Below are 20,124 nucleotides of genomic sequence, written 5' to 3'. Positions count from 1 at the left end.
CGTGCAACGGATGATCGCGGGCGTCCCTTCTTCCCGGCGGGGAGAAGGACAGGATGAGGGGGAACACAGCGTTCGGCAAAGCGAGCCGGGCTTGTTCCCCATGCTGCTCCGTCTAATCCTTCCCGCCGCCCGTGAATTCTTCCGGCGCGGGGCCATCTGGGGCTTCGATGAACATGCCGGAGACCGGCTCGACATAAGTCAGGTGGTCCTTCACCGCCCTGGTGCCGGGAATGCCCTCGGCCAGCACTTTCAAGGCATAGCGGACTTCGTCGGTAACGATCACGCCGACGAGATGCACGATTCCATCGCGGACGAAGATGTCGACGCCATTGACCGGCGCCCAAGCCTGCTTGGCAATCTCGGCCGTGATTGCTTCCTGGATCGCGGCGTCTCCACGGGCGGGTTCCGGCCGACGAAGCAGGGCAACATTCAGCGCCTTGAGAAGGTCCGCACGCGTGATGATGCCGACGAGCCGCCCATCGCGCGCGACCGGGATACGCTTGACGCTCTTGCTTTCCATAAGGGCCACAACATCTTCAAGGCTCGCCTCCGGGGCGACGGTCGCGACCTCGCGGGTCATCACCTCCTCGACACGGCGAGCATGGGCTTGCACGTAATCCTCGGCGAGACGACCAGGCCCCAGGATGTAGGATAGCCAGCGCGGCCTCTTGGTCTCGGTTCCGAGCTCGGCTCGCCGCAGGAGGTCACCTTCGGTCACGATACCGACGAGCTGGCCGGCCCCATCCACAACGGGAAGACCACTGTACCCATGCTCGATGAGCAACTGGACAGTGTCGGCGATCGTCGCATTCGCCGGCACGCTCATCACAGTGGTCGTCATGACATCCGAGGCTTTCATGGCCTGCTCCTTTCGACGCGGCTTACCATTGGGCTTGACGAATCCGGCCGCATTGACAGCGATCAAACGACACTTGATCGACGTCAAGGACAAATAATTGGTGCCGCCTCCCTTATAATCCGGCAGGCTACGGCAAGGCCCCGTTGCGCCAGCTGCCCAAAGGGAGAAGACGTCATGCCCAAGATGAAAGCCGCCATCTTCGTCGAACCCGGCCGGATTGTCCTCGATGAGAAGCCCATACCGGACATCGGACCGCTCGACGCACTTCTGCGCATCTCGACGACAACGATCTGCGGCACGGATGTCCATATTCTCAAGGGTGAATACCCCGTTGCCAAGGGGCTGACGATCGGCCATGAGCCCGTTGGCATCATCGAGAAGCTCGGCTCCGCCGTCACGGGCTATCGCGAGGGACAACGCGTTATCGCCGGTGCCATCACCCCGAGCGGCCATAGCTATGCATGTCTGTGCGGTTGCGCATCGCAGGACGGCCCGGACACGCGTCATGGCTTCAAGGCCACCGGTGGCTGGAAATTCGGCAATACGATCGACGGTGCACAGGCCGAGTATGTCCGAGTGCCGGACGCCATGGTGAACCTGAGCCCGGTGCCGGATCATCTGACGGACGAGCAGGTCCTCATGTGTCCGGATATCATGTCGACCGGGTTTTCAGGTGCTGAGAACGGCGGCGTGCGCATCGGCGATACCGTTGTCGTCTTCGCGCTCGGGCCGATCGGGCTGTGCGCCGTGGCCGGCGCCAAGCTGATGGGAGCCACGACGATCATCGGCGTCGACACCGTGCCGGAGCGTCTGGCCGTTGCCAGAAAGCTGGGGGCCGACCATGTGGTCGATTTCAAGCAGGGCGATCCCGTCGAGCAGATCATGGCTCTGACCGACGGCCGCGGTGTCGACGTATCGATCGAAGCGCTCGGGACGCAGGGCACCTTTGAATCGGCGCTGCGCGTGCTGCGACCGGGCGGGACGCTGTCGAGCCTCGGCGTTTATTCCAGCAACCTGACTATTCCCCTCAGCGCCTTTTCCGCCGGTCTCGGGGACAACCGCATCGTCACGGCGCTTTGCCCCGGCGGCAAGGAGCGGATGCGACGCCTGATGGGCGTCATCGCGTCGGGCCGCGCCGACTTGACGGCGCTCGTCACGCATCGGTTCAAGCTCGACGATATCGAGACGGCCTATGACCTTTTCTCCCACCAGCGCGACGGCGTGCTGAAGGTGGCGATTACGCCTTGAGGCGTGACTCAGCCGCCAATGAGAACGCCGCCCGGAACGGGCGGCGTACATCAACGGTATCGCTTTCTTTGACCGGCTTCTAACCGGTGCACGCCAGCGGGAGATCGTCGTCCCGCGCCTCGTCGGCCCCGCCGCCGAGCTCACGCAGGCAGCGTGGACGCTCGATGATCAGGTGGTAACGGCCGCGGAAGGAAATCAACCCGTCACGCTGCATGCGCGTGAGGACGCGACTCACCGTCTCGATGGTCAGGCCAAGGTAGTCGGCCATGTCGAGGCGGCTCATCGGCAGGTCGATTTCCCGCGGCGAGTGACCGATGCGCTCGGCCATGGCGAGAATGAAGCTCGCTACGCGCTCATCCGCTGTTTTGCGACCGAGCAGCACGATCTGGTCCTGGGCTCGGGCCAACTCCTTCGCGATGGTCGCGAGCGCGTCCGAGTGAAGGCGCGGGATCTCGTCGGCGGCGGTGTAGAAGCTCCGACGTGACACACGGCGGAGCTTGATCTCGGCAACAGCCTCGGCGCTGCAGGGATAGCGGCGCGAGAAGGCGATGCCGACGATCTCGCCCGCACAGGCAAAACCCGTGATCGCACGGCGCCCGTCGGGCAGGGACCGGTAGAGCCGCAGAAGGCCTTCTACAACAGTGAAGACATCGCCGGCGCCGTCGCCCTCCCAGAACACGGTTTGACCAGCATCGAACGACTCGAGCGCGGCATTGCGGAAAAGTGCGTCGAGGCTTGCCCCCTCCTGTCCGGCTCGCGTCGCATAGGCCTCGCACGCGCCCAGAGCGGGCTGCCGGGCGGGAAATGGAAAGACGGGGGCGGCCGTCAAGGCGGTGGTCAGAGTCTCCATGGCGCTCTCCTGTGGAGGTACGACAATGAGAAAAGCCCGACCGTGTGACGCGCGTGTCAGAACTATCGCAACAATCTGCGCGATTGTGTAACAGTTTGTAATTGGTGAAGGTGAAGCTGGCGTTTGGAGCGGGTTTGAGCGACGACCACAAAGGAACAGCGCATATCCTCGTGGTGGACGACGAAGTTCGCATCCGGGACATGCTCCATCGCTATTTCGACGGCGAGGGTTTCAAGGTCTCCTTGGCCGACGGCGGGCCAGCCATGCGCGCCGCTCTTGAGCGCGAGCATATCGATCTCGTCTTGCTCGACCTCATGATGCCGGGCGACGACGGTTTCACCCTCGCGAAGGAGATCCGTGCCCGCCCGGACATCGGCATCATCATGCTGACGGGGCGCAGCGATATGATCGACCGGGTTGTCGGCCTGGAAGTCGGTGCTGACGATTATATCGCCAAGCCCTTTCATCTGCGCGAGGTTCACGCGCGGGTCAAAAGCGTGCTCAGGCGCCTGCAGCCGAGCGCCCGGCCGTCCGGCCAAGCCGCTTCCTCAGCGGAGCAGACCGTACGCTTCGACGGATGGCTGCTCAACCTGGATCGCCGGCAACTGACGGCGCCCACCGGTGACGACGTCGCGTTGACCACCGGCGAGTTCGATCTGCTTGCGGTTTTCGTCAGCAACGCCGGGCGCGTGCTCGATCGCGATCGGCTCATGGATCTGACCCGCGGACGTCATTGGGAAGCTTTCGATCGTACCATTGACGCGCAAGTGGGGCGCTTGCGCCGCAAGCTCGACATCGATCCCAGCAGTCCCTCGCTGATCAAGTCCGTGCGTGGCGTCGGCTATGTCTTCACAGGTGCGGTCGCCCGGAGCTGATCGTCCTGACACTCTATTTGTGCGAGCGCTCAATCGAGCACGCTGCGAAGCTTTCTGGCCAGGGTCGCCGTCGTATAGGGCTTCATCAGCCATTGGGCGGTCGATGCCGGATGCCGCATGACAAGGTCCGGTTCGGCATAGCCCGACGTGAGCAGGAGCTTGATGGCTGGGCGTAGCGCTTGTACCGCCGTCGCAAGATCGCCACCGGTCATGCCGCCTGGCATCACCATGTCCGTAAAGACGAGAGCGACATCTTCGTGCCGCTGAAACATCTCGAGGGCGAGCGGGCCGTTCTCGGCTTCCAGCACGTGATAGCCGAGATCGCGCAGGCGGCTGACAGTGACGCGGCGCACGCGCGGGTCGTCCTCCACGACCAGAATTGTCTCGCCCTTTGCGCGCGGTAACAGGGTCGGGGTGTCCGTTGATGAAGCCGCATCGCCCGCCCGGTCCTGAACGACGACCGGCAGGAACAGCCGGACAGTCGTGCCATGGCCTGGTTCGCTGTAGAGCTGGACATGGCCGCCGGACTGCTTGACGAAGCCATAGACTTGGCTGAGGCCCAATCCTGTACCGGCACCGACCTCCTTGGTCGTGAAGAACGGCTCGAAGGCGCGGTCCCGCACCTCGGAACTCATGCCGGAACCCCCATCTGTCACCGCAATCAGCACGTAGTGGCCGGCGGTCACGTCCGGATAGATTTCGCTATAGCTGCTGTCCAGTTCGGCGCGGCTGACCTCGATCGTCAGCCGGCCACCGTCGGGCATGGCATCCCGCGCATTAATGCCGAGATTGAGCAGGGCGTTCTGCAATTGCGATGCATCGACGACGGCCTGCAGATTATGTTCATCCACGACCATGCGCACCTGCACGGTCTCGCCCAACGTGCGCCGCAACAGTCCGGCGAATTCGCTGACGAGCCTGCTGATGTCGACCAGCTTGGGATCAAGAGGGTGCCTGCGCCCGAAGGCGAGCAGGCGTTCCGTCAACTGCGCGCCGAGCTGGGCAGCCTCCTGGGCCTCGCGGACCAGAGTGTGCTTGAGGGGGTCGGGCTGCAGCCGACGCTCGAGCATCTCGAGATTGCCGAGGATGACTGTCAGGAGATTGTTGAAGTCGTGGGCGATGCCGCCGGTGAGCTGCCCGATGGCTTCCATCTTCTGGGCATGGCGCAGTTCCTGCTCCATGCGATGGCGAGAGGTGAGGTCGCGGATGAAGCCTGTGAACAGACGCCGGCCATTGGCCACAGCCTCGCCAACGGCGAGTTCCATCGGGAATGTCGAGCCGTCCTTGCGCAAGCCCTCGACGGTGCGGCCGATCCCGATGATGCGTTTTTCGCCTGTCGCGAGATAGCGGCTGAGATAGCCATCATGGGCGGCGCGGTGTGGGGCCGGCATGAGCATGCTGACGTTGCGCCCGACGACTTCGTCGGCACCGTAACCAAACAGGATCTCGGCGGACTTGCTGAATGATTCGATGAGGCCACGCTCGTCGATCGTGACGAGCGCTTCCGGGGCGGTCTCCAGGATGGAGCGTAGCCGTGCTTCCCGTTCGCGCAGCACGCTTTCGGTGTCGCGCTTGTCCGCGCGAGGCTCCTGAAAGGCCGCGCTCGTCTTGGTGGCACTTGCGGTCACGCCGGCTTCGTCCCTAGTCCAGGAATGGTCCCATGGAATGCAAATTTAGCGCGCTTTCCGCGCCCTTCCTTGCGCGATGTCAAACCCCCTGGACCGATTTTCACTCTGGGGCAGTAAGCGCAACACAGGTCTATTGCAGAAAAACGTCTGATCGCACCAGAGCTTGCCTGCGGCAGTCTGACGCGATGAGGCTTGAATCCATTAAAGTTTTGGTAACTTTTTGGAAGTTTTCTCGTCATGTTGCCGCAAAAAAACACGCGGCGGTTGATGGACGAACCGGACGCCACCGTTATAGTGCGGTCATCTGTGGCGTCAGGGAGCTCCGGCATTGGATACAGCGGCATGAACGAACGCAGCTTCGCGAAGATCTCGATGGGCTTGGCCTTGCTGCTTGTGTCACTGACGCTCGGTGCTTGCAGCGCTTCTCGTGGAACGGTCTCCGATGCACGCACATTCTCTGGCAGCAGCCGGGAATGCCTCGCACGCGCCATGTATTTCGAATCCAATCGTTCGAGTGAAGACGGCATGCTGGCCGTTGGCTCCGTGGTAATGAACCGCGTCGAGTCGCGACAGTTCCAGAATTCCATATGCGGCGTGGTCGGTGCACCGCGACAGTTCGCCCAAGGCGTTCTTTCCAAGCCGATGAAGGAAGGGGCTTCCCGCGAGCGCGCGCTCAAGGTGGCGGACGCGATTCTCTCCGGCAAGCGCCACAAGGGCGTCGACAAGAAGGTCATGTACTTCCACACGGCCGGCTTGAAGTTCCCCTACAACAACATGCATTACACGGTCGTTGCCGGGGGTAATGCCTTCTACGAGAAGCGCAGCCGCAAGCCGACCATACCGGTCGCGCCGATCGAGACCGCCTCGCCCGTCATCATGGTCGCGGATGCGCGTCCCGCCACGCGTAACGTCCCGAGCTTCGCGACCGCCTCGGCGGATCAACCAGAACGGTCGACCGAAGCGCGCACCGTTGTCGCGAGCTATGCGCCGGCGCAGGACGCCGCGCCCGCACCCGCGGTGGCGCGAGCCCAGCCTGAGACACAGCCGGCCGCAGCGGTCGTGCAGGCGGTGGTGGAGCAGGAGCCTGCGAGGACGCCGGTGCTGCGTACTGCGACGCAACCCAAGCCCGTCTACCAGCCGAAGCCGGTCGTCGTGGCTTCTATGATGCCGCTGCCGCCGAGCCGTTCGACGATGGCTGCTCCTCCGGCGCGTGCGCCGCGCAATCTGACGGAGCTCATCGAGGCAACGTCGCATGTCAATGCGGGTCTCGGCCCGATCTATTGATCCTCCGGATGTTCGGATAAACGGCGGAGCCACCCAACGGGTGGCTCTTTTGCGTTGGGCCGAATCAGTCAACCGGCATGACCGAGACGCCGGTGGCACTCGTTTAACGGCTCGCTGTCCTGGCCGGAGTGGCTTGCCAGCCGCCGCCCAGCGCTCGAAACAGCCCGACACTGGCCTGCAGGCGCTGAAGATTCATCACCGCCATCTGATCTTCCGCCTGAAACAGGGTGCGTTGCGCGTCGAGCAGCGTGATGAGATCTGTTGCGCCGGCGCGATAGCGCGCGTCGGCGAGCCGGAACGCAATCTGGGCTTGGCGCTGCTGTTCGGCGACGAAAACGGCCTGCCTGTTCAGGGTCTCGACCGCCTTGAGCGCGACGCTGACATCGGCGAAGGCGGAAGCGAGGACTGCGCGATAGCTCGCGATAAGCTCCTGCTGGCTGGCGAGCGCGAGATCCCTTTGGCCGATCAGCCGTCCGCCATCGAAGATCGGCTGCACAAGCCCGGCGGCGAGGCCGTAGCCGAAGGCTCCACCACTGAACAGGGATGTCAGCGCGGTGCTGGCAAGATTTGTGGTGCCAGTCAGATTGATCGTGGGGAAGAAGGCGGCGCGCGCTGCCTGGACATCGGCGCCGGCTGCGGCCAGGCGCTCTTCTGCCGCCTTGATATCGGGGCGGCGCGTCAGAAGCTCGGAGGGCAGCCCCGGTTTGACCTGCGGCGCGCGAATGCCGGACAGCGAGTTCCCAGCGACGGTGAATGTATCGAGCGGTTGGTCCAGGAGGACCGCCAAGGCCGAACGGGCCTCGAATTCCTGCCGTTCCAGCTGTGGCAGCGTGGCCTCTTGGCCGGCGATCACGGCCCGTTGCTGCGCCAGGTCAAGATCTGTTCCCGCACCGGCGCGGACGCGCGCCTCTATGGTGCTGAGCACGCTGCGGGCGTTGGTGAGGTTCGAGTGAGCAATGCGCAACCTGTCGCGTAGGGAAAGCACGGTCAGGTAATTGTTCACGACATCGGCCGTGATGCTCAGCGCGACCGTGCTTTGGTCCGCCGTGCTTGCCCGCAGCGTGGCCTCAGCCGCCGCTTCGTTCGCTCGAAGCCGCCCCCAAAGGTCCACCTCGTAGCTGCCGCCGACGCCGGCCCCGTAAGAGCGGGTGACGTTGCTGTTGCCGGCATTGCCGCGCAAGGCCGCGTCAGCATCGAAACCGATGCTCGGGAACAGCGCGGCTCCGACCACGCGGGTGCGCGCCTCAGCTTGCAAGATTCTCGCCGCCGCGATGGCGATATCAGTGTTGTTGGCATGGGCCGTGATGACGACCTTGTCGAGCTCCCTGCTGCCGAACCCGCTCCACCATCCCGGCGCCGGCCAGGTCGGCGCATTGGTGGCGAGCGGTGCGCTCCAGCCGCGCGGTTCGGACATCACCGGCCTCTCAGCGGGCGTGCCTACGCATCCCGCGATCGAGGTCATCAGGGCCGCGCTGCAGCCATAGCCGATGATTGACTTGAGCTTCATTCGTTGGCGAGCGCGACGACGGGATCAAGGCGGGAGGCCTTGATCGCAGGAGCGAGACCAAAAAGGAAGCCCGTGCTGACCGCGCAGCCGAAAGCAAGGAGAACCGGGCCCGCGCTGAGCTGCACCGTCATGCCGGTGAGAGTTGTGACCCACGCGGCGAAGAAGCCCAGTGCGATACCTGCGATGCCTCCGCAGGCTGATATGACGAAGGCCTCCGTCATGAACTGGCTCAATATGTCGCGAGTTGCGGCGCCGGTCGCCATGCGGATGCCGATCTCACGGGTGCGCTCGGTGACGCTCATCAGCATGACGTTCATGACGCCGATGCCGCCGACAAGGAGGGAGATGGCCGCGATGGAGCCGAGCAGCACCGTCATCGTATTCGCCGTGGCCGACACCGTTTCGATCAGCGACGCCATGTTGCGGATCTGGAAATCTTCCTTGCCGTGCCGATCCGTGAGGAGAGCCCGCACGTCCGCCTCGCTTTGATCGATCCGGCTCGTATCCGCGACGGCGACGGTGATCGATTGAACATGGCGTCGACCAAAAATCCGGAGGCTGCCGGTGGTAATCGGAACGATCATCACATCGTCCATATCCCGTCCGCCCGCATTCGCTCCCTTGGGGGCCAGCACGCCGATGACCTGGAATGGGACATTGTTGATGATGATGAACCGCCCGAGTGGCTCCTCCCCGTCAGGGAAAAGGATATTCGCGACAGTCGTGCCGAGAACCACTACCGCAGCGTAGCTTTCCGCATCCTCGGGTGTGAAAAAGGTGCCATGCGCGATATCCCAGCGCTGGGCGACGGGATAACCGGAGGTCGTCCCCGTGGCGAGGGTGCTGTAGTCGACGCGGCCGCCGCGCACTGTCACTGAGGACGAGATCTCTGGCACGGCGACGACCACATTCTCCTGTTTTGCGATGGCCTCCGCGTCCGCGGGGATGAGGCTGGTGACCGAGCCACCTGCTGAGAAGCGTTGGTTCGGCGCGCCGGGCCGGACCAGCAGAAGGTTGCTGCCCATGGCCGAAACGCGGTCGAGCACGTTCCGCTTGGCTCCCTCTCCAACGGCAAGCATGGCGATGACGGAGGCGACGCCGATCATGATTCCGAGCAGCGTCAGCAGTGTGCGAAACGGATTGGTCCCCAGGGCCCGCATCGCCATCTTGGCCGCCTCGGCCATTTGGCCGGCGGGGTGGCGGTTCGCCGGTGCCGGATGGGCCGGCAGCCCGTGGGACACCGTGCGGTCGAGATGGCTTAGATCATTGCCCGTGTCGGACAGGATGCGTCCATCCTGGATCTCGACCACGCGACGGGTCTGCGCGGCGACATTGCGGTCGTGGGTGATCAGGATGATGGTGCGCCCCTCGTCCGAAAGGCGCTTCATAAGGTCGAGCAGCTGCTGACCGCTCTTGCTGTCGAGTGCGCCGGTCGGCTCGTCGGCGAGAATGACGCGGCCGTCATTCATCAGCGCGCGGGCAATCGAGACGCGTTGCTGCTGACCTCCGGAGAGCTGGTTCGGCAAATGCGTCAATCGCTCGCCAAGCCCGAGGCTGGTCAGGATGCTCTCTGCAGCCTCGTGGCGCTCGCTAGCGGGCCGGCCCGCGTAGATGGCCGGGATCTCGACGTTCTCCACGGCAGTCGCGTTTGCGATGAGGTTGTAGCTCTGAAAGACGAAGCCGAATTCGTGCCGCCGGAGCTGCGCGAGTTCGTCGCGCGAGAGATCTTCGACGTCGCGCCCGGCGAAGCGGTAACGACCTGAGGTCGGCCTGTCGAGACAGCCGAGAATGTTCATCAGGCTTGATTTGCCGGAGCCGGAGGATCCGACAATGGCGACAAATTCGCCGGGATAGATGGTGAGCGAGACCCCCTTCAGCGCTTCGGCGCGCACGCCGCCCTCAGTCACGTAGACCTTGGTGATGCCGTCGAGTTCGATGAGCGGCTGGATGGCCACCTTCGGCTTCGTGAGAGATTGGCGAGGATCAGGCTCGGCGTTCATGGCGCGGCCGCGTCAGAAGCGCATGCGGGGCAGGCCCGGAGGGCCGCCGGGGCGGCCGCCCTGCGCGGTGCGGGCGTCGTCGGTGCGGTTGCCGATCACCACACGCTCGCCGGGTTCAATACCGGCGCGGATTTCGGCCAACACACGATTGGTCACGCCGACCTCCACGGGCCGGGTCTCGATCGAGCCATCATCACGGACGACATCGACGGTCGCTTTCCGCTCGCGACCGCTTCGTTTCACCGCAGAAAACGGTACAGAGACGACATCATGGGCCTCCGCCACCACGAAATAGACCTGCGCCGTCATCTGCGTCATCAATTCCTGCTTGGGATTGGCGACATCGAACAGCGCGGTATAGAGCACCACGTTGTTGACGACTTCGGGCGTCGGCATGATCTGCCGAAGCGTGCCCGTCCAGCGCCGCTGCGGCATGCCGAGCGTATTGAAATAGGCTTTCATGCCGAGCTTGAGCCGCGACACATCCGCTTCCGAGACCTGGGTCCAGATCGTCATGGTCGACAGGTCGGCGATGCGCAGGATGATCGGCGCCTGCTGATTGGTGTTCAGCGTCTGGCCCTTGCGCGCGGTCAGCGAAACCACCGTTCCGGCCATGGGCGCGAAGATCTTGGTGTAGCCGAGCGTAGCCTCATCCCCGCGAATGGTCGATTCGACCTGGCTGATCTGGGCTTTCAGCATATCGACCTGTGCCTCGGCTGAGCGCGCCGCTGCATCGGCGCTCTCGTAGGCCTCTTCGCTCGTCGCCTTGTCGCGGCGCAGCCTGCCCTGCCGTTCAAAGACCTGGCGGGCAAGGGTTGCCTGCGCCTGCCGATCGACGAGCTGAGCCTTCAGGCTCGCGAGCTGGGCCCGTCCACCCTCCACCCGCGCGACAAGCACGACAGGATCAATCTCGGCCAGCAGGAAATTGTTGGGCACTTCCTGGCCCACGACAACGTGGATCTGCTTGAGCTGGCCCGACACCTGGGCGCCCACATCCACATAGTCCCGCGGCTGAATGTTGCCGAGAGCGGATACAGCATCCTCGATATCACCGCGCGTCGCCACCGCCGTTACAGGTTCTGCCCGCGTCTCGGTTTCCGAGGCGGCACGCATGTAGCCCATGGCCCCGGCTCCCGCGGCTAGCACGGTGACGGCGGCGAGCACGAGGCGCCAGCGCGAGCGTCGGCGTCGTGTGGCTGGCATGGGCCGCACCTCGTTGTCCGCCGGCGGATTGGTGCTCTCGGCCATCAGGGCTTGGCTCCGCCGTCTGTCACATCTGCCGGAACATCCCGAAGCTTGATCAAAGCGTTCGCTGCCTCAAACCCGCTGTGCGTGGCCCAGATCTTCTGATCGGTGATATCTTTAGGCAGATCAATAGCGGCAGCCATATCCATCCCGCCGAAACCGCATTAAATTTTTGTAAACCTTGAGTATTGCGCAACTGTGGCGCGCCGTCGGGAGGCGTGATCACGATCGCCTGAGCGTCCGTGAGGTCAGGCTCTCGTGCGAATGGCGCCTAAGATCGCAGCGAGGCCGGAGGTGCAGGCGGCAAGGGTCAGCATGGCGGTGGGGGCTTGGTGGCCAAGCAGTCCGAAGACGGCAGCGGCGGCGGCCACGCCAAGGGTCTGGCCGACAAGGCGCGCCGAGGACTGCATTCCGCTGGCGCTGCCGCTACGGGCCCGTGGAACGCCCATGAGCATCGTGATGTTATTCGGTGTCTGGAAGAGGCCAAAGCCCACGCCTGCGAAGGCCAGCCGCCAGAGAATATCGATCCTGGTGGCCGCGTCGGGCAGCATCGCGAGGAGAGCGATGCCGATCGTCATGAGCACCAAGCCCGCCGAGGAAACATAGGGCGGGGGATAACGGTCGGCGAGGCGGCCAGCGAGGGGGGCCGTACACGCGACCGCCACAGGCCAGGCAGTCATCACAAACCCCGCCTGGATCACGGGCCAGCCGAGGCTGTCCTGGAGATAGAAGGCAAGCGCCAGGAAAGTCATGGCCTGGGTGGCAAAGGATGAGATCGAGGTCAGAATCGACAGGCTGAATATTGGCCGTTTCAGCAGATCGATCGGCAGAAGGGGCAGCGGGAGCTTGAGCTGCCGGCGCACGAAGAACACACCCACGATGGCGGACACGGCGAGCTCCGCAATCGGCAAAGTCCGGTCCGCCGCACCGCCTACGGTGCTGACACCCCGTATGAACAGGCCGATCACCACGGCATAGAGCAAGGTGCTGGTCGCATCGAAGGGGCGTCCCGACCGAGGGGTGAGCGGCAGGTAGCGCAGCGATGCCACAAGCGCGAAAAGGCCGATGGGAACGTTCAGGAGGAACAGCCAGTGCCACGAGGCTACGGAAAGGATTGAGGCGCCGATGGTTGGTCCCGAGGCAATGGACAGAGCGACGATCACAGCCATCCGCCCGGCGCCGACACCAAGCAAATGCGGCGGATAGATGAACCGCACCAAAGCGAAATTCACGCTCATGACGCCGGCCGCGCCGAGACCCTGGATGGCACGGCCCGCCAGCAGCACTTCGAAGGATGGCGCCGCGGCGCAAAGCACCGACGCGAGCGTGAAAACCGTGAGACCCACGCAATAAACCCGCTTGTAGCCGTGGCTGTCACCCAGGGCTGAGAGGGGTAACAGGGCGATGGTCACCGCGAGCTGGTAGATGTTGACGAGCCAGATGGCTTGTGCGGCAGGCACATTGAGGTCGCGGGCCATGTGGGGCAGCGCGATATTGACCGCGGTGCCGTCAATCACAGACAGAGAGACCGCGGCAGCTATCGCAACAGAAGCGAGGTTGCGCGCGGTGCGCGGCAGGCCTTCCTCGCCCGCGGCCGGCTTGCGCGGGGTTTCGGCAAGCGCCGCGTCATCTGCGGTCGGCGCAGGCCCATCTCCCACGTCTACGGCTGGAGACGTTCCCGCATCGGTCCCCTCGGTATTCCGGCAGTCCTTGGAGCGCTGATCGTCCTTGGCCGCTTTGTCGCTGGAAAGCGTCATTCCTGGTCCATGGCGTGCGGCCGCAGTCTCACGAAGCCACTAAAACACCACTGCGCCTCTATCGTTTTGCGCATTCTGCCACAAGCGCTCATTGCGCATGGCTTCACCCCTTTTCAGGAATGCGCGGCTCCTGCCTTTATTTTCCGGATTCTCCAGCCTATAAGGCGCCACATTTCCTTCATTCGTTCTGGATCGCCGTTTGCGGCCCTTGCGCTGTGAGCCGATCCGCCAGCCGGAGCAGACCATGGCCGGACATTCACAGTTCAAGAATATCATGCACCGGAAGGGCAAACAGGATGCCGTCCGCTCCAAGCTCTTCTCCAAGCTCGCTCGCGAAATCACCGTGTCGGCCAAGCTCGGCATGCCCGACCCCAATATGAATCCACGCCTGCGCGCCGCCATCCTGGCCGCGCGTGCTGAGAACATGCCGAAGGACAACATCGAGCGCGCGATCAAGAAGGCCTCCGGCGGGGATGGCGAGAACTACGAGGAAATCCGCTATGAGGGCTATGGGCCCGGCGGCGCGGCGCTCATCGTCGAGGCGATGACGGACAACCGCAATCGGACCGCGTCCGATGTCCGTTCCTATTTCGGTAAGGCCGGAGGCAATCTCGCCGAGACCGGCGCGGTGGCCTTCATGTTCGACCGCGTGGGGCTGATCGAGTTCGACGCGGGTGTCGCTTCCGCCGATGCGATGCTCGAGGCCGCCGTCGATGCCGGCGCCGACGACGTAGCGTCCAGCGAAGATGGCCATGAGGTCTATTGCGAGCAGGGCGCGCTGGCCGAAGTCTCCAAGGTGCTCGAAGGGCATTTCGGCGAGCCGCGCAAGTCCAAGCTCATCTGGAAGCCGCAGACACCGGTGGCCGTGGACGACGAGACCGCCGAGAAGCTCATGCGTCTGATGGAGACGCTCGAGGACCACGACGACGTGCAGAACGTTTACGGCAACTTTGAATTCTCGGACGCTTTTCTCGCCAAGCTCGCGGATTCCTGAGCATTCTCGCCTGCGGCCTGGTGTGTTCTCATTTTGTTTCCGCTAGGCTGCAGGCATGGTGATCCATCCGATTCGAATCCTCGGTATTGATCCCGGCCTGCGCCGGACGGGCTGGGGTGTCGTGGCGGCGGAAGGGTCGCGGCTGTCCTTCGTCGCCTGCGGCTGCGTGGAGTCCAACGGCAAGCTCAGCCTCGCGGAACGATTGCGGGAACTCCATGTCGGTCTAACCGAGGTCCTGGAGCGTCATGGGCCGCACGAGGTCGCCGTTGAGGAGACCTTCGTCAACAAGGACGCGCAAGCGACGCTGAAGCTCGGACATGCCCGCGCGATCGCACTGCTTGTCCCGGCGCTCGCCGACCTCTCCGTCGCCGAATACGCAAGCAACCTCGTGAAGAAGACGGTCGTTGGCGTCGGCCATGCCGAGAAGGCGCAGGTGGGAGCGATGGTGCGCGTGCTTCTGCCGAAGGCAACGCCCAAGACGGCAGACGCGGCGGATGCCCTCGCCGTGGCTATCACCCACGCCCAGCACAGGCAGGCCCGGGCTTTGGCGCGACGGGTTCTGGAGAGCGTATCGTGATCGGTAAATTGAAGGGGCTCGTCGATTCCTACGGCGAGGATTTCGTGATCCTCGATGTGGGCGGCGTGGGCTATGTCGTGCATTGCTCGACGCGCACCCTTCAAAATCTGCCGCAGGCGGGGGAGGCCGCGACGCTCGCCATCGAAACCCATGTCCGCGAGGACATGATCCGCCTCTACGGTTTCCGCTCCGACGCGGAGCGCGAGTGGTTTCGCATTCTGCAGACGGTCCAGGGCGTCGGCGCGAAGGTGGCACTCGCCATCCTGTCGGTCCTTGATCCCGGCGCGCTTGCAACCGCCATCGCCATGGCTGACAAGGCAGCAGTCGCGCGCGCCCCGGGCGTCGGCCCGAAGCTCGCCGCCCGTCTCGTCGCCGAGCTGAAGGACAAGGCGCCGGCTTTCGGCGTCGTCGATCCGATCGTTGCGAATCTCGCCGGCGCCGTCGAGGATCGGCACGCCCCGCAGCCCGCGGCGGATGCCATCTCGGCGCTTGTCAATCTCGGCTATGGCCAACCGCAGGCGGCGGCGGCCATCGCGGCGGCCATGCGGCAGGGTGGGGAAGATGCGCCGGCGGCGACCTTGATCCGGCTCGGCCTTAAGGAACTGGCGCGATGAATACCCCTTCACGCCTCGTGACCGCCGAGAAGCGCGATGACGATCAGGAGATGTCACTGCGTCCGCTCGCGCTTGGTGAATTCATCGGCCAGGCGGCGGCGCGTGCGAATCTTGGCGTCTTCATCGAAGCGGCCAAGACGCGTGGTGATGCGCTCGACCATGTGCTGTTCGTGGGGCCGCCCGGCCTCGGCAAGACGACGCTGGCGCAGATCGTCGCGCGGGAGCTCGGCGTCAATTTCCGCTCGACCTCGGGGCCAGTGATCGCCAAGGCCGGAGATCTCGCCGCGCAGCTCACCAATCTGGAAGAGCGGGACGTGCTCTTCATCGATGAGATCCATCGTCTCAACCCGGCGGTCGAGGAAATTCTCTATCCGGCGATGGAGGACTACCAGCTCGATCTCATCATCGGCGAGGGGCCCGCGGCGCGCTCGGTCAAGATCGACCTGCCGAAATTCACCCTCGTCGGCGCGACAACCCGCCAGGGACTCCTGACGACGCCCCTGCGCGATCGCTTCGGCATCCCCATTCGCCTGCAGTTCTATACGGTGGAAGAGCTGGAGCTCATCGTGACGCGCGGGGCGCGCGTGCTCGGCATCGGCATGAGCGAGGACGGTGCCAATGAAATCGCCCGCCGCGCGCGCGGCACGCCGCGCATCGCCGGGCGTCTCCTGCGCCGCGTGCGTGATTTCGCGATCGTCGGCGGCAATGCGACGGTCACCCGGAGTGTCGCCGACAAGGCGCTGGGGCTGCTGGATGTGGACGGGGTCGGCCTTGACCTCATGGACCGGCGCTATCTCACGATGATCGCGACATCGTTCGGTGGCGGGCCGGTCGGGATCGAGACGATCGCGGCGGCGCTATCGGAGCCGCGGGACGCCATCGAGGAGATCATCGAGCCCTTCCTGATCCAGAAGGGCTTTGTCCAGCGCACGCCGCGCGGGCGCATGCTCACGCCACACGCTTTCCGCCATCTCGGCCTTGCCGAGCCGACGCGCGAGGCGCCACAGATGCCGCTGTTCGACGAAGGCGATTGAGCCTGTCGACGGCCGCGCTTCCGTCATGTAAAGCCTCGTCACATGAGCTGGTCCAAAAAGGAGGGCGCGCGCGGCTATCATCACGGCAACCTGAGGGAGGCCCTGATGCAGGCAGCGCTCGACCTGATCAACGAAAAAGGCACGGCAGGCGCGACCTTCGCTGAGGCCGCCCGGCGCGCCGGTGTGAGCCCTGCCGCGCCCTATCGTCATTTCCGTGACAGGGACGAACTTCTGGCCGCCGTGGCTGCCTCGGGTTTCGCCCAGTTTGCCGACGCGCTCCAGACCGCCTGGAACCAGGGGCACCCGAGCCCGGCGCAGGCCTTTGAGCGGATGGGCAAGGCCTATCTCGCCTTTGCCCGCGATAATCCGGCGCTCTACGTGGCGATGTTCGAATCGGGCCTGCCGGCCGATGCGAGCACTGAGCTTCAGCAGGCGGCCGAGCGCGCCTTTGGTGTTCTGCGAAGCGGCGCCGAGGCTCTGGTCGCGACCATGCCGGCGGCGGGGCGCCCGCCCGCTCTCATGGTCGCTCTGCATATCTGGTCCATGGCCCATGGCGTCGCAAGCCTTTTCGGCCGGGCAGATGCTGCGCGGCGCAAGGTGCCGATGGCGCCGGAGGACCTGCTCGAGGCAGGGTTCCTCATCTACCTCAAGGGGCTGGGCGGGGCGCCGGAGTAACGCGGGTGGTCGCCACCTTTCGAGCATGATCCCGTCACGGTGTCGGACGTTTCAGCTCGTATCTTGCATCCCATTGCCGTTCAGCAGCGACCACGCCCTCTCGTTGATGGCAACGATAGGGGAAATCCTCCTCGGCGACGCAGCGCGGGCATTAGCACGCTGGAGGCGGACCCGGTCGCGCCGATTGTCGATGGTCTTGGGGCATGCATCAGCCTTTGGGCCGTTGAGGCGATCTTGAGAGAGGCGCGCCTCATGATTTTTCAAGGCCCGTTATTGACAGAAAAGCCTCTCATCTCTAACTATGTAAATGTGATTAACATTCACAGAGGACGGACGGTCATGCAGCTCGCAGCGAAGCTGGACGAATTTGGCAAACCGGCCTGGATCGCCCTCACGGTGCTGGGCTTCATCGCCTGGTGGCCCTTGGGCCTGGCGGTCCTTGCCTTCTCAATATGGAGTGGACGTATGGGATGCGGTATGAAGCGCGGCGGTTTTGGCCCCTGGGCATTCCGCCAAGATGAAGGCCGGCGTTGGGGCGGCCGGTGGGGTGGACCGCCGTCGAGCGGAAACCGCGCCTTTGATGAGTACCGCGAAGAGACATTGCGCCGGCTCGAAGACGAGCAGCGCGAGTTCCGCGACTTCCTCGAGCGCCTCAGGCTGGCCAAGGACAAGGCCGAGTTCGACCAGTTCATGGCGGACCGCCGCAACCGCCCGCAGACGCCACCTTCCCAGTCTGACGCGCAGGTCTGATCACAGCACATCTGCTCGTAGCATCTGTCGCTTCGATTAAGCGCGTAGCTGATCCAGACCCTTCTAACAACGACAACGCCGCGCTCAAGAAAGCGCGGCGTTTTTTGTTTGGAACCTATCCCGCTTCTTCACGCGCGATAGGCGATGAGGACCGCGCCAGCTGCAATCATGACGACGCCGAGCCAGTTCGCTCCGGACAATTTCTCGCCGAGAAACAAGACACCGAAGACCGCGACGAGGACCACGCTCATTTTGTCGAGCGGGGCGACCCGGGCTGCGTCGCCGAGTTTCAGCGCACGGAAGTAGCACAGCCAGGAAGCGCCTGTCGCAAGCCCGGAGAGGGTGAGGAAGACATAGGTCCGTCCAGGAACCGAACTCGGCGACTGCCATTGGCCGGTCGCCCCCAGCAATGCGGCTACGGTGATGAGGATGACGATGGTGCGGATGAAAGTAGCATAATCCGAATTCACCTCGCTCACCCCGACCTTGGCGAGGATGGCGGTCAAGGCAGCGAAGGCGGCGGACATCAGCGCCCAGAATTGCCAGGTCAGGAGAAAGGGTTTCATGTGTTGCTGGCCTCCCTTGGGCTAGCGGTGCCTCTGGTGTGATCTCGTCGAAATTCGTATCACCAGTACCCGGCCAGCGGCGGACGTGCCGCCAAACAGGTCCGCATTGTCCGGACGCGTGGCCGCGATGTCGAAAGTGCCAGATCAGGTTTTGGATATCCGATGAGTGAAACGCAGCGCACCGACTTTTCTTATCTCGCCGGCCAATTGAGAGGCGGTGTTCACCGCCTGCCTGTGCGCATTTATTACGAGGATACAGATTTCTCGGGCATCGTCTATCACGCTGGATACTTGCGGTTCCTGGAAAGGGGCCGGACGGATTTCCTTCGCCTTGCGGGCGTCGACCAGTCTGTCCTTCATGATGAGGGCGAGGGCCTCGCTTTCGCCGTGCGGCGCATGACGATCGAATTCATCCGGCCGGCGCGCATGGATGATGTTGTCGAGGTGGAAACGCGCATGGCGGAGGTGCGCGGCGCGTCGCTCGTCATTGCGCAATCCATCACGCGAGGTGATGACGTGATCGTGACGGCTGACGTCCGCGTGGCACTGATCCGGGGAGGGGCGCCAGCCCGCATTCCCGAGCCATTGCGGCGCATTCTGAGCGGCGACGCGAAAGTCTAACCGTACCGCCCGGCTGGAAGGAGTGAGTGAACTCATGACTCCAGCAACGAGACGCGCGATCACGCCGTCAACTCGTTGACTAGAACTTTTGCGTCGAGCAGCCGCTAACCGCAAATTAACCTTATCTCATGCTTAACTCATCGGGAGTGCGCAGCGGGGGGAATGCCTTGGCTGACCCTTTGTAGCGCCCTCATTTCGACAGATTCCGAGGCGAGTGAGGGGATACGCGGATCATCCCATTTTTTCACAGCCGTTCGACCGTGGTGACTTGACACGTGCGAAGAGGGTGGGCCCGCGCATTGAAGGAGTAGTCGATGAATCCGGCCGAGGTTACCCAGGCGGCTCTGCCCCACGCGGGCGGTGGTTCGCTGCTGGAGTTGTTCTGGCAGGCGCACATCGTTGTCAAACTGGTGATGCTAGGCCTGATCGCCGCGTCGGTGTGGTGCTGGGCCATTGTCATCGACAAATCGCTCCTCTTCGCACGCACCAAGCGTGCGATGGACCGCTTTGAGGAAGTGTTCTGGTCGGGCCAATCCCTGGAGGAGCTTTATCGCTCCCTGCACAACCGCCCGACCCAAGGATTGGCCACCTTGTTCACCGCCGCGATGCGCGAATGGAAGCGCTCGTTCGAGGGGGGCGGCCGTTCGATGGCGAGTCTCTCCCAACGGATCGACAAGGTGCTCGACGTTTCCATCCAGCGGGAGACCGCGCGCCTTGAATCGCGCTTGCTGGTTCTCGCCACCGTCGGATCGTCGGCGCCGTTCATCGGCCTTTTCGGCACGGTCTGGGGGATCATGACAGCCTTCCAGTCGATCGCCGCATCCAAGAACACCAGTCTGGCCGTCGTTGCGCCGGGCATCGCAGAGGCCTTGTTCGCAACGGCCATCGGCCTGTTCGCCGCCATCCCGGCCGTCATCGCCTACAACAAGCTGCAGGCAGAGGCCGCCAAGGCGCAGGGGCGTATGGAGACTTTCGCGGACGAGTTTTCTGCCATTCTGTCGCGGCAGATCGACGAGCGGGCTGCCGCCTGACGGCGGACA

20 protein-coding genes are annotated in these 20,124 nt (G+C 64.0%); 11 read left to right on the top strand and 9 right to left on the bottom strand.

The window, feature by feature from the left end:
• Positions 1 to 112: 112 nt before the first annotated feature.
• Entirely contained in the window at positions 113 to 859 is a 747-nt protein-coding gene (locus tag KIO76_RS05200) for a CBS domain-containing protein (RefSeq protein ID WP_213321785.1), read from the bottom strand.
• Positions 860 to 1,033: 174 nt separating this feature from the next.
• On the opposite strand from KIO76_RS05200, the gene KIO76_RS05195 reads away from it, so the two are divergent.
• Positions 1,034 to 2,107 (top strand): NAD(P)-dependent alcohol dehydrogenase, encoded by a 1,074-nt coding sequence (locus KIO76_RS05195; RefSeq protein WP_213321784.1) that lies wholly within the window; start codon positions 1,034 to 1,036, stop codon positions 2,105 to 2,107.
• Between the two features lie 79 nt (positions 2,108 to 2,186).
• On the opposite strand, the gene KIO76_RS05190 is transcribed toward KIO76_RS05195, so the two are convergent.
• The gene (locus KIO76_RS05190) at positions 2,187 to 2,957 is read right to left on the bottom strand and encodes a helix-turn-helix domain-containing protein (protein WP_213321783.1); all 771 of its coding nucleotides are present in this window, start codon (positions 2,955 to 2,957) and stop codon (positions 2,187 to 2,189) included.
• A gap of 134 nt (positions 2,958 to 3,091) precedes the next feature.
• Between KIO76_RS05190 and KIO76_RS05185 the strand changes: the two genes are divergently transcribed.
• Positions 3,092 to 3,832 (top strand): response regulator, encoded by a 741-nt coding sequence (locus KIO76_RS05185; protein WP_283771411.1) that lies wholly within the window; start codon positions 3,092 to 3,094, stop codon positions 3,830 to 3,832.
• Between the two features lie 29 nt (positions 3,833 to 3,861).
• Here KIO76_RS05185 and KIO76_RS05180 read toward each other — a convergent pair whose 3' ends face one another.
• A complete protein-coding gene (locus KIO76_RS05180; protein ID WP_291975697.1) occupies positions 3,862 to 5,460 on the bottom strand; it encodes a PAS domain-containing hybrid sensor histidine kinase/response regulator family protein in 1,599 nt (532 codons plus the stop codon).
• 342 nt (positions 5,461 to 5,802) lie between these two features.
• Here KIO76_RS05180 and KIO76_RS05175 point away from each other — a divergent pair, with 342 nt between their 5' ends.
• Positions 5,803 to 6,744, top strand: a complete 942-nt coding sequence (locus KIO76_RS05175; RefSeq protein WP_213321782.1) for a cell wall hydrolase — start codon at positions 5,803 to 5,805, stop codon at positions 6,742 to 6,744.
• Positions 6,745 to 6,847: 103 nt separating this feature from the next.
• On the opposite strand, the gene KIO76_RS05170 is transcribed toward KIO76_RS05175, so the two are convergent.
• The 5 genes from KIO76_RS05170 to KIO76_RS05150 all read right to left on the bottom strand — a co-directional run bounded on the left by KIO76_RS05170 (position 6,848) and on the right by KIO76_RS05150 (position 13,253).
• Positions 6,848 to 8,251 carry an efflux transporter outer membrane subunit gene (locus tag KIO76_RS05170; protein WP_213321781.1) on the bottom strand — a complete coding sequence of 468 codons (1,404 nt, stop codon included), beginning with the start codon at positions 8,249 to 8,251 and terminating at the stop codon, positions 6,848 to 6,850.
• Positions 8,248 to 10,251, bottom strand: coding sequence for a MacB family efflux pump subunit (locus KIO76_RS05165; protein WP_249729495.1), 2,004 nt, complete (start codon positions 10,249 to 10,251; stop codon positions 8,248 to 8,250). Before KIO76_RS05165 ends, KIO76_RS05170 begins: the two co-directional genes overlap by 4 nt.
• A 12-nt stretch (positions 10,252 to 10,263) precedes the next feature.
• The gene (locus KIO76_RS05160; RefSeq protein ID WP_213321780.1) at positions 10,264 to 11,499 is read right to left on the bottom strand and encodes an efflux RND transporter periplasmic adaptor subunit; all 1,236 of its coding nucleotides are present in this window, start codon (positions 11,497 to 11,499) and stop codon (positions 10,264 to 10,266) included.
• Positions 11,499 to 11,639 (bottom strand): hypothetical protein, encoded by a 141-nt coding sequence (locus KIO76_RS05155; RefSeq protein WP_213321779.1) that lies wholly within the window; start codon positions 11,637 to 11,639, stop codon positions 11,499 to 11,501. The genes KIO76_RS05160 and KIO76_RS05155 overlap by 1 nt, the downstream gene beginning before the upstream one ends.
• 105 nt (positions 11,640 to 11,744) lie before the next feature.
• Positions 11,745 to 13,253: an MFS transporter gene (locus KIO76_RS05150; RefSeq protein ID WP_213321778.1), complete on the bottom strand. Its 1,509-nt coding sequence runs from the start codon at positions 13,251 to 13,253 to the stop codon at positions 11,745 to 11,747.
• 244 nt (positions 13,254 to 13,497) lie between these two features.
• On the opposite strand from KIO76_RS05150, the gene KIO76_RS05145 reads away from it, so the two are divergent.
• The 6 genes from KIO76_RS05145 to KIO76_RS05120 all read left to right on the top strand — a co-directional run bounded on the left by KIO76_RS05145 (position 13,498) and on the right by KIO76_RS05120 (position 17,897).
• Positions 13,498 to 14,247 (top strand): YebC/PmpR family DNA-binding transcriptional regulator, encoded by a 750-nt coding sequence (locus tag KIO76_RS05145; protein WP_213321777.1) that lies wholly within the window; start codon positions 13,498 to 13,500, stop codon positions 14,245 to 14,247.
• Between the two features lie 55 nt (positions 14,248 to 14,302).
• Entirely contained in the window at positions 14,303 to 14,824 is a 522-nt protein-coding gene (gene ruvC, locus KIO76_RS05140) for a crossover junction endodeoxyribonuclease RuvC (protein WP_249729494.1), read from the top strand.
• Positions 14,821 to 15,438, top strand: a complete 618-nt coding sequence (gene ruvA, locus KIO76_RS05135; protein ID WP_213321776.1) for a Holliday junction branch migration protein RuvA — start codon at positions 14,821 to 14,823, stop codon at positions 15,436 to 15,438. The genes ruvC and ruvA overlap by 4 nt, the downstream gene beginning before the upstream one ends.
• Positions 15,435 to 16,472: a Holliday junction branch migration DNA helicase RuvB gene (gene ruvB / locus KIO76_RS05130; RefSeq protein WP_213321775.1), complete on the top strand. Its 1,038-nt coding sequence runs from the start codon at positions 15,435 to 15,437 to the stop codon at positions 16,470 to 16,472. The genes ruvA and ruvB overlap by 4 nt, the downstream gene beginning before the upstream one ends.
• Positions 16,473 to 16,514: 42 nt before the next feature.
• Complete coding sequence (locus tag KIO76_RS05125) at positions 16,515 to 17,147, top strand: TetR/AcrR family transcriptional regulator (protein ID WP_213321774.1); 633 nt, start codon at positions 16,515 to 16,517, stop codon at positions 17,145 to 17,147.
• A gap of 339 nt (positions 17,148 to 17,486) precedes the next feature.
• Positions 17,487 to 17,897, top strand: coding sequence for a DUF2852 domain-containing protein (locus KIO76_RS05120; protein WP_213321773.1), 411 nt, complete (start codon positions 17,487 to 17,489; stop codon positions 17,895 to 17,897).
• Positions 17,898 to 18,025: 128 nt separating this feature from the next.
• On the opposite strand, the gene KIO76_RS05115 is transcribed toward KIO76_RS05120, so the two are convergent.
• Entirely contained in the window at positions 18,026 to 18,463 is a 438-nt protein-coding gene (locus KIO76_RS05115; RefSeq protein WP_213321772.1) for an EamA family transporter, read from the bottom strand.
• Between the two features lie 162 nt (positions 18,464 to 18,625).
• Between KIO76_RS05115 and ybgC the strand changes: the two genes are divergently transcribed.
• Positions 18,626 to 19,084, top strand: coding sequence for a tol-pal system-associated acyl-CoA thioesterase (gene ybgC, locus KIO76_RS05110; RefSeq protein ID WP_213321771.1), 459 nt, complete (start codon positions 18,626 to 18,628; stop codon positions 19,082 to 19,084).
• Between the two features lie 314 nt (positions 19,085 to 19,398).
• Entirely contained in the window at positions 19,399 to 20,115 is a 717-nt protein-coding gene (gene tolQ / locus KIO76_RS05105; RefSeq protein WP_213321770.1) for a protein TolQ, read from the top strand.
• Positions 20,116 to 20,124: the final 9 nt, after the last annotated feature.

The sequence above is a fragment of the Chelatococcus sp. YT9 genome (genome assembly GCF_018398315.1).
Taxonomy (GTDB): Bacteria; Pseudomonadota; Alphaproteobacteria; order Rhizobiales; family Beijerinckiaceae; genus Chelatococcus.
Note: the sequence above shows the minus strand (reverse complement) of the source record. Positions and strands in the feature narration are given on the sequence as shown.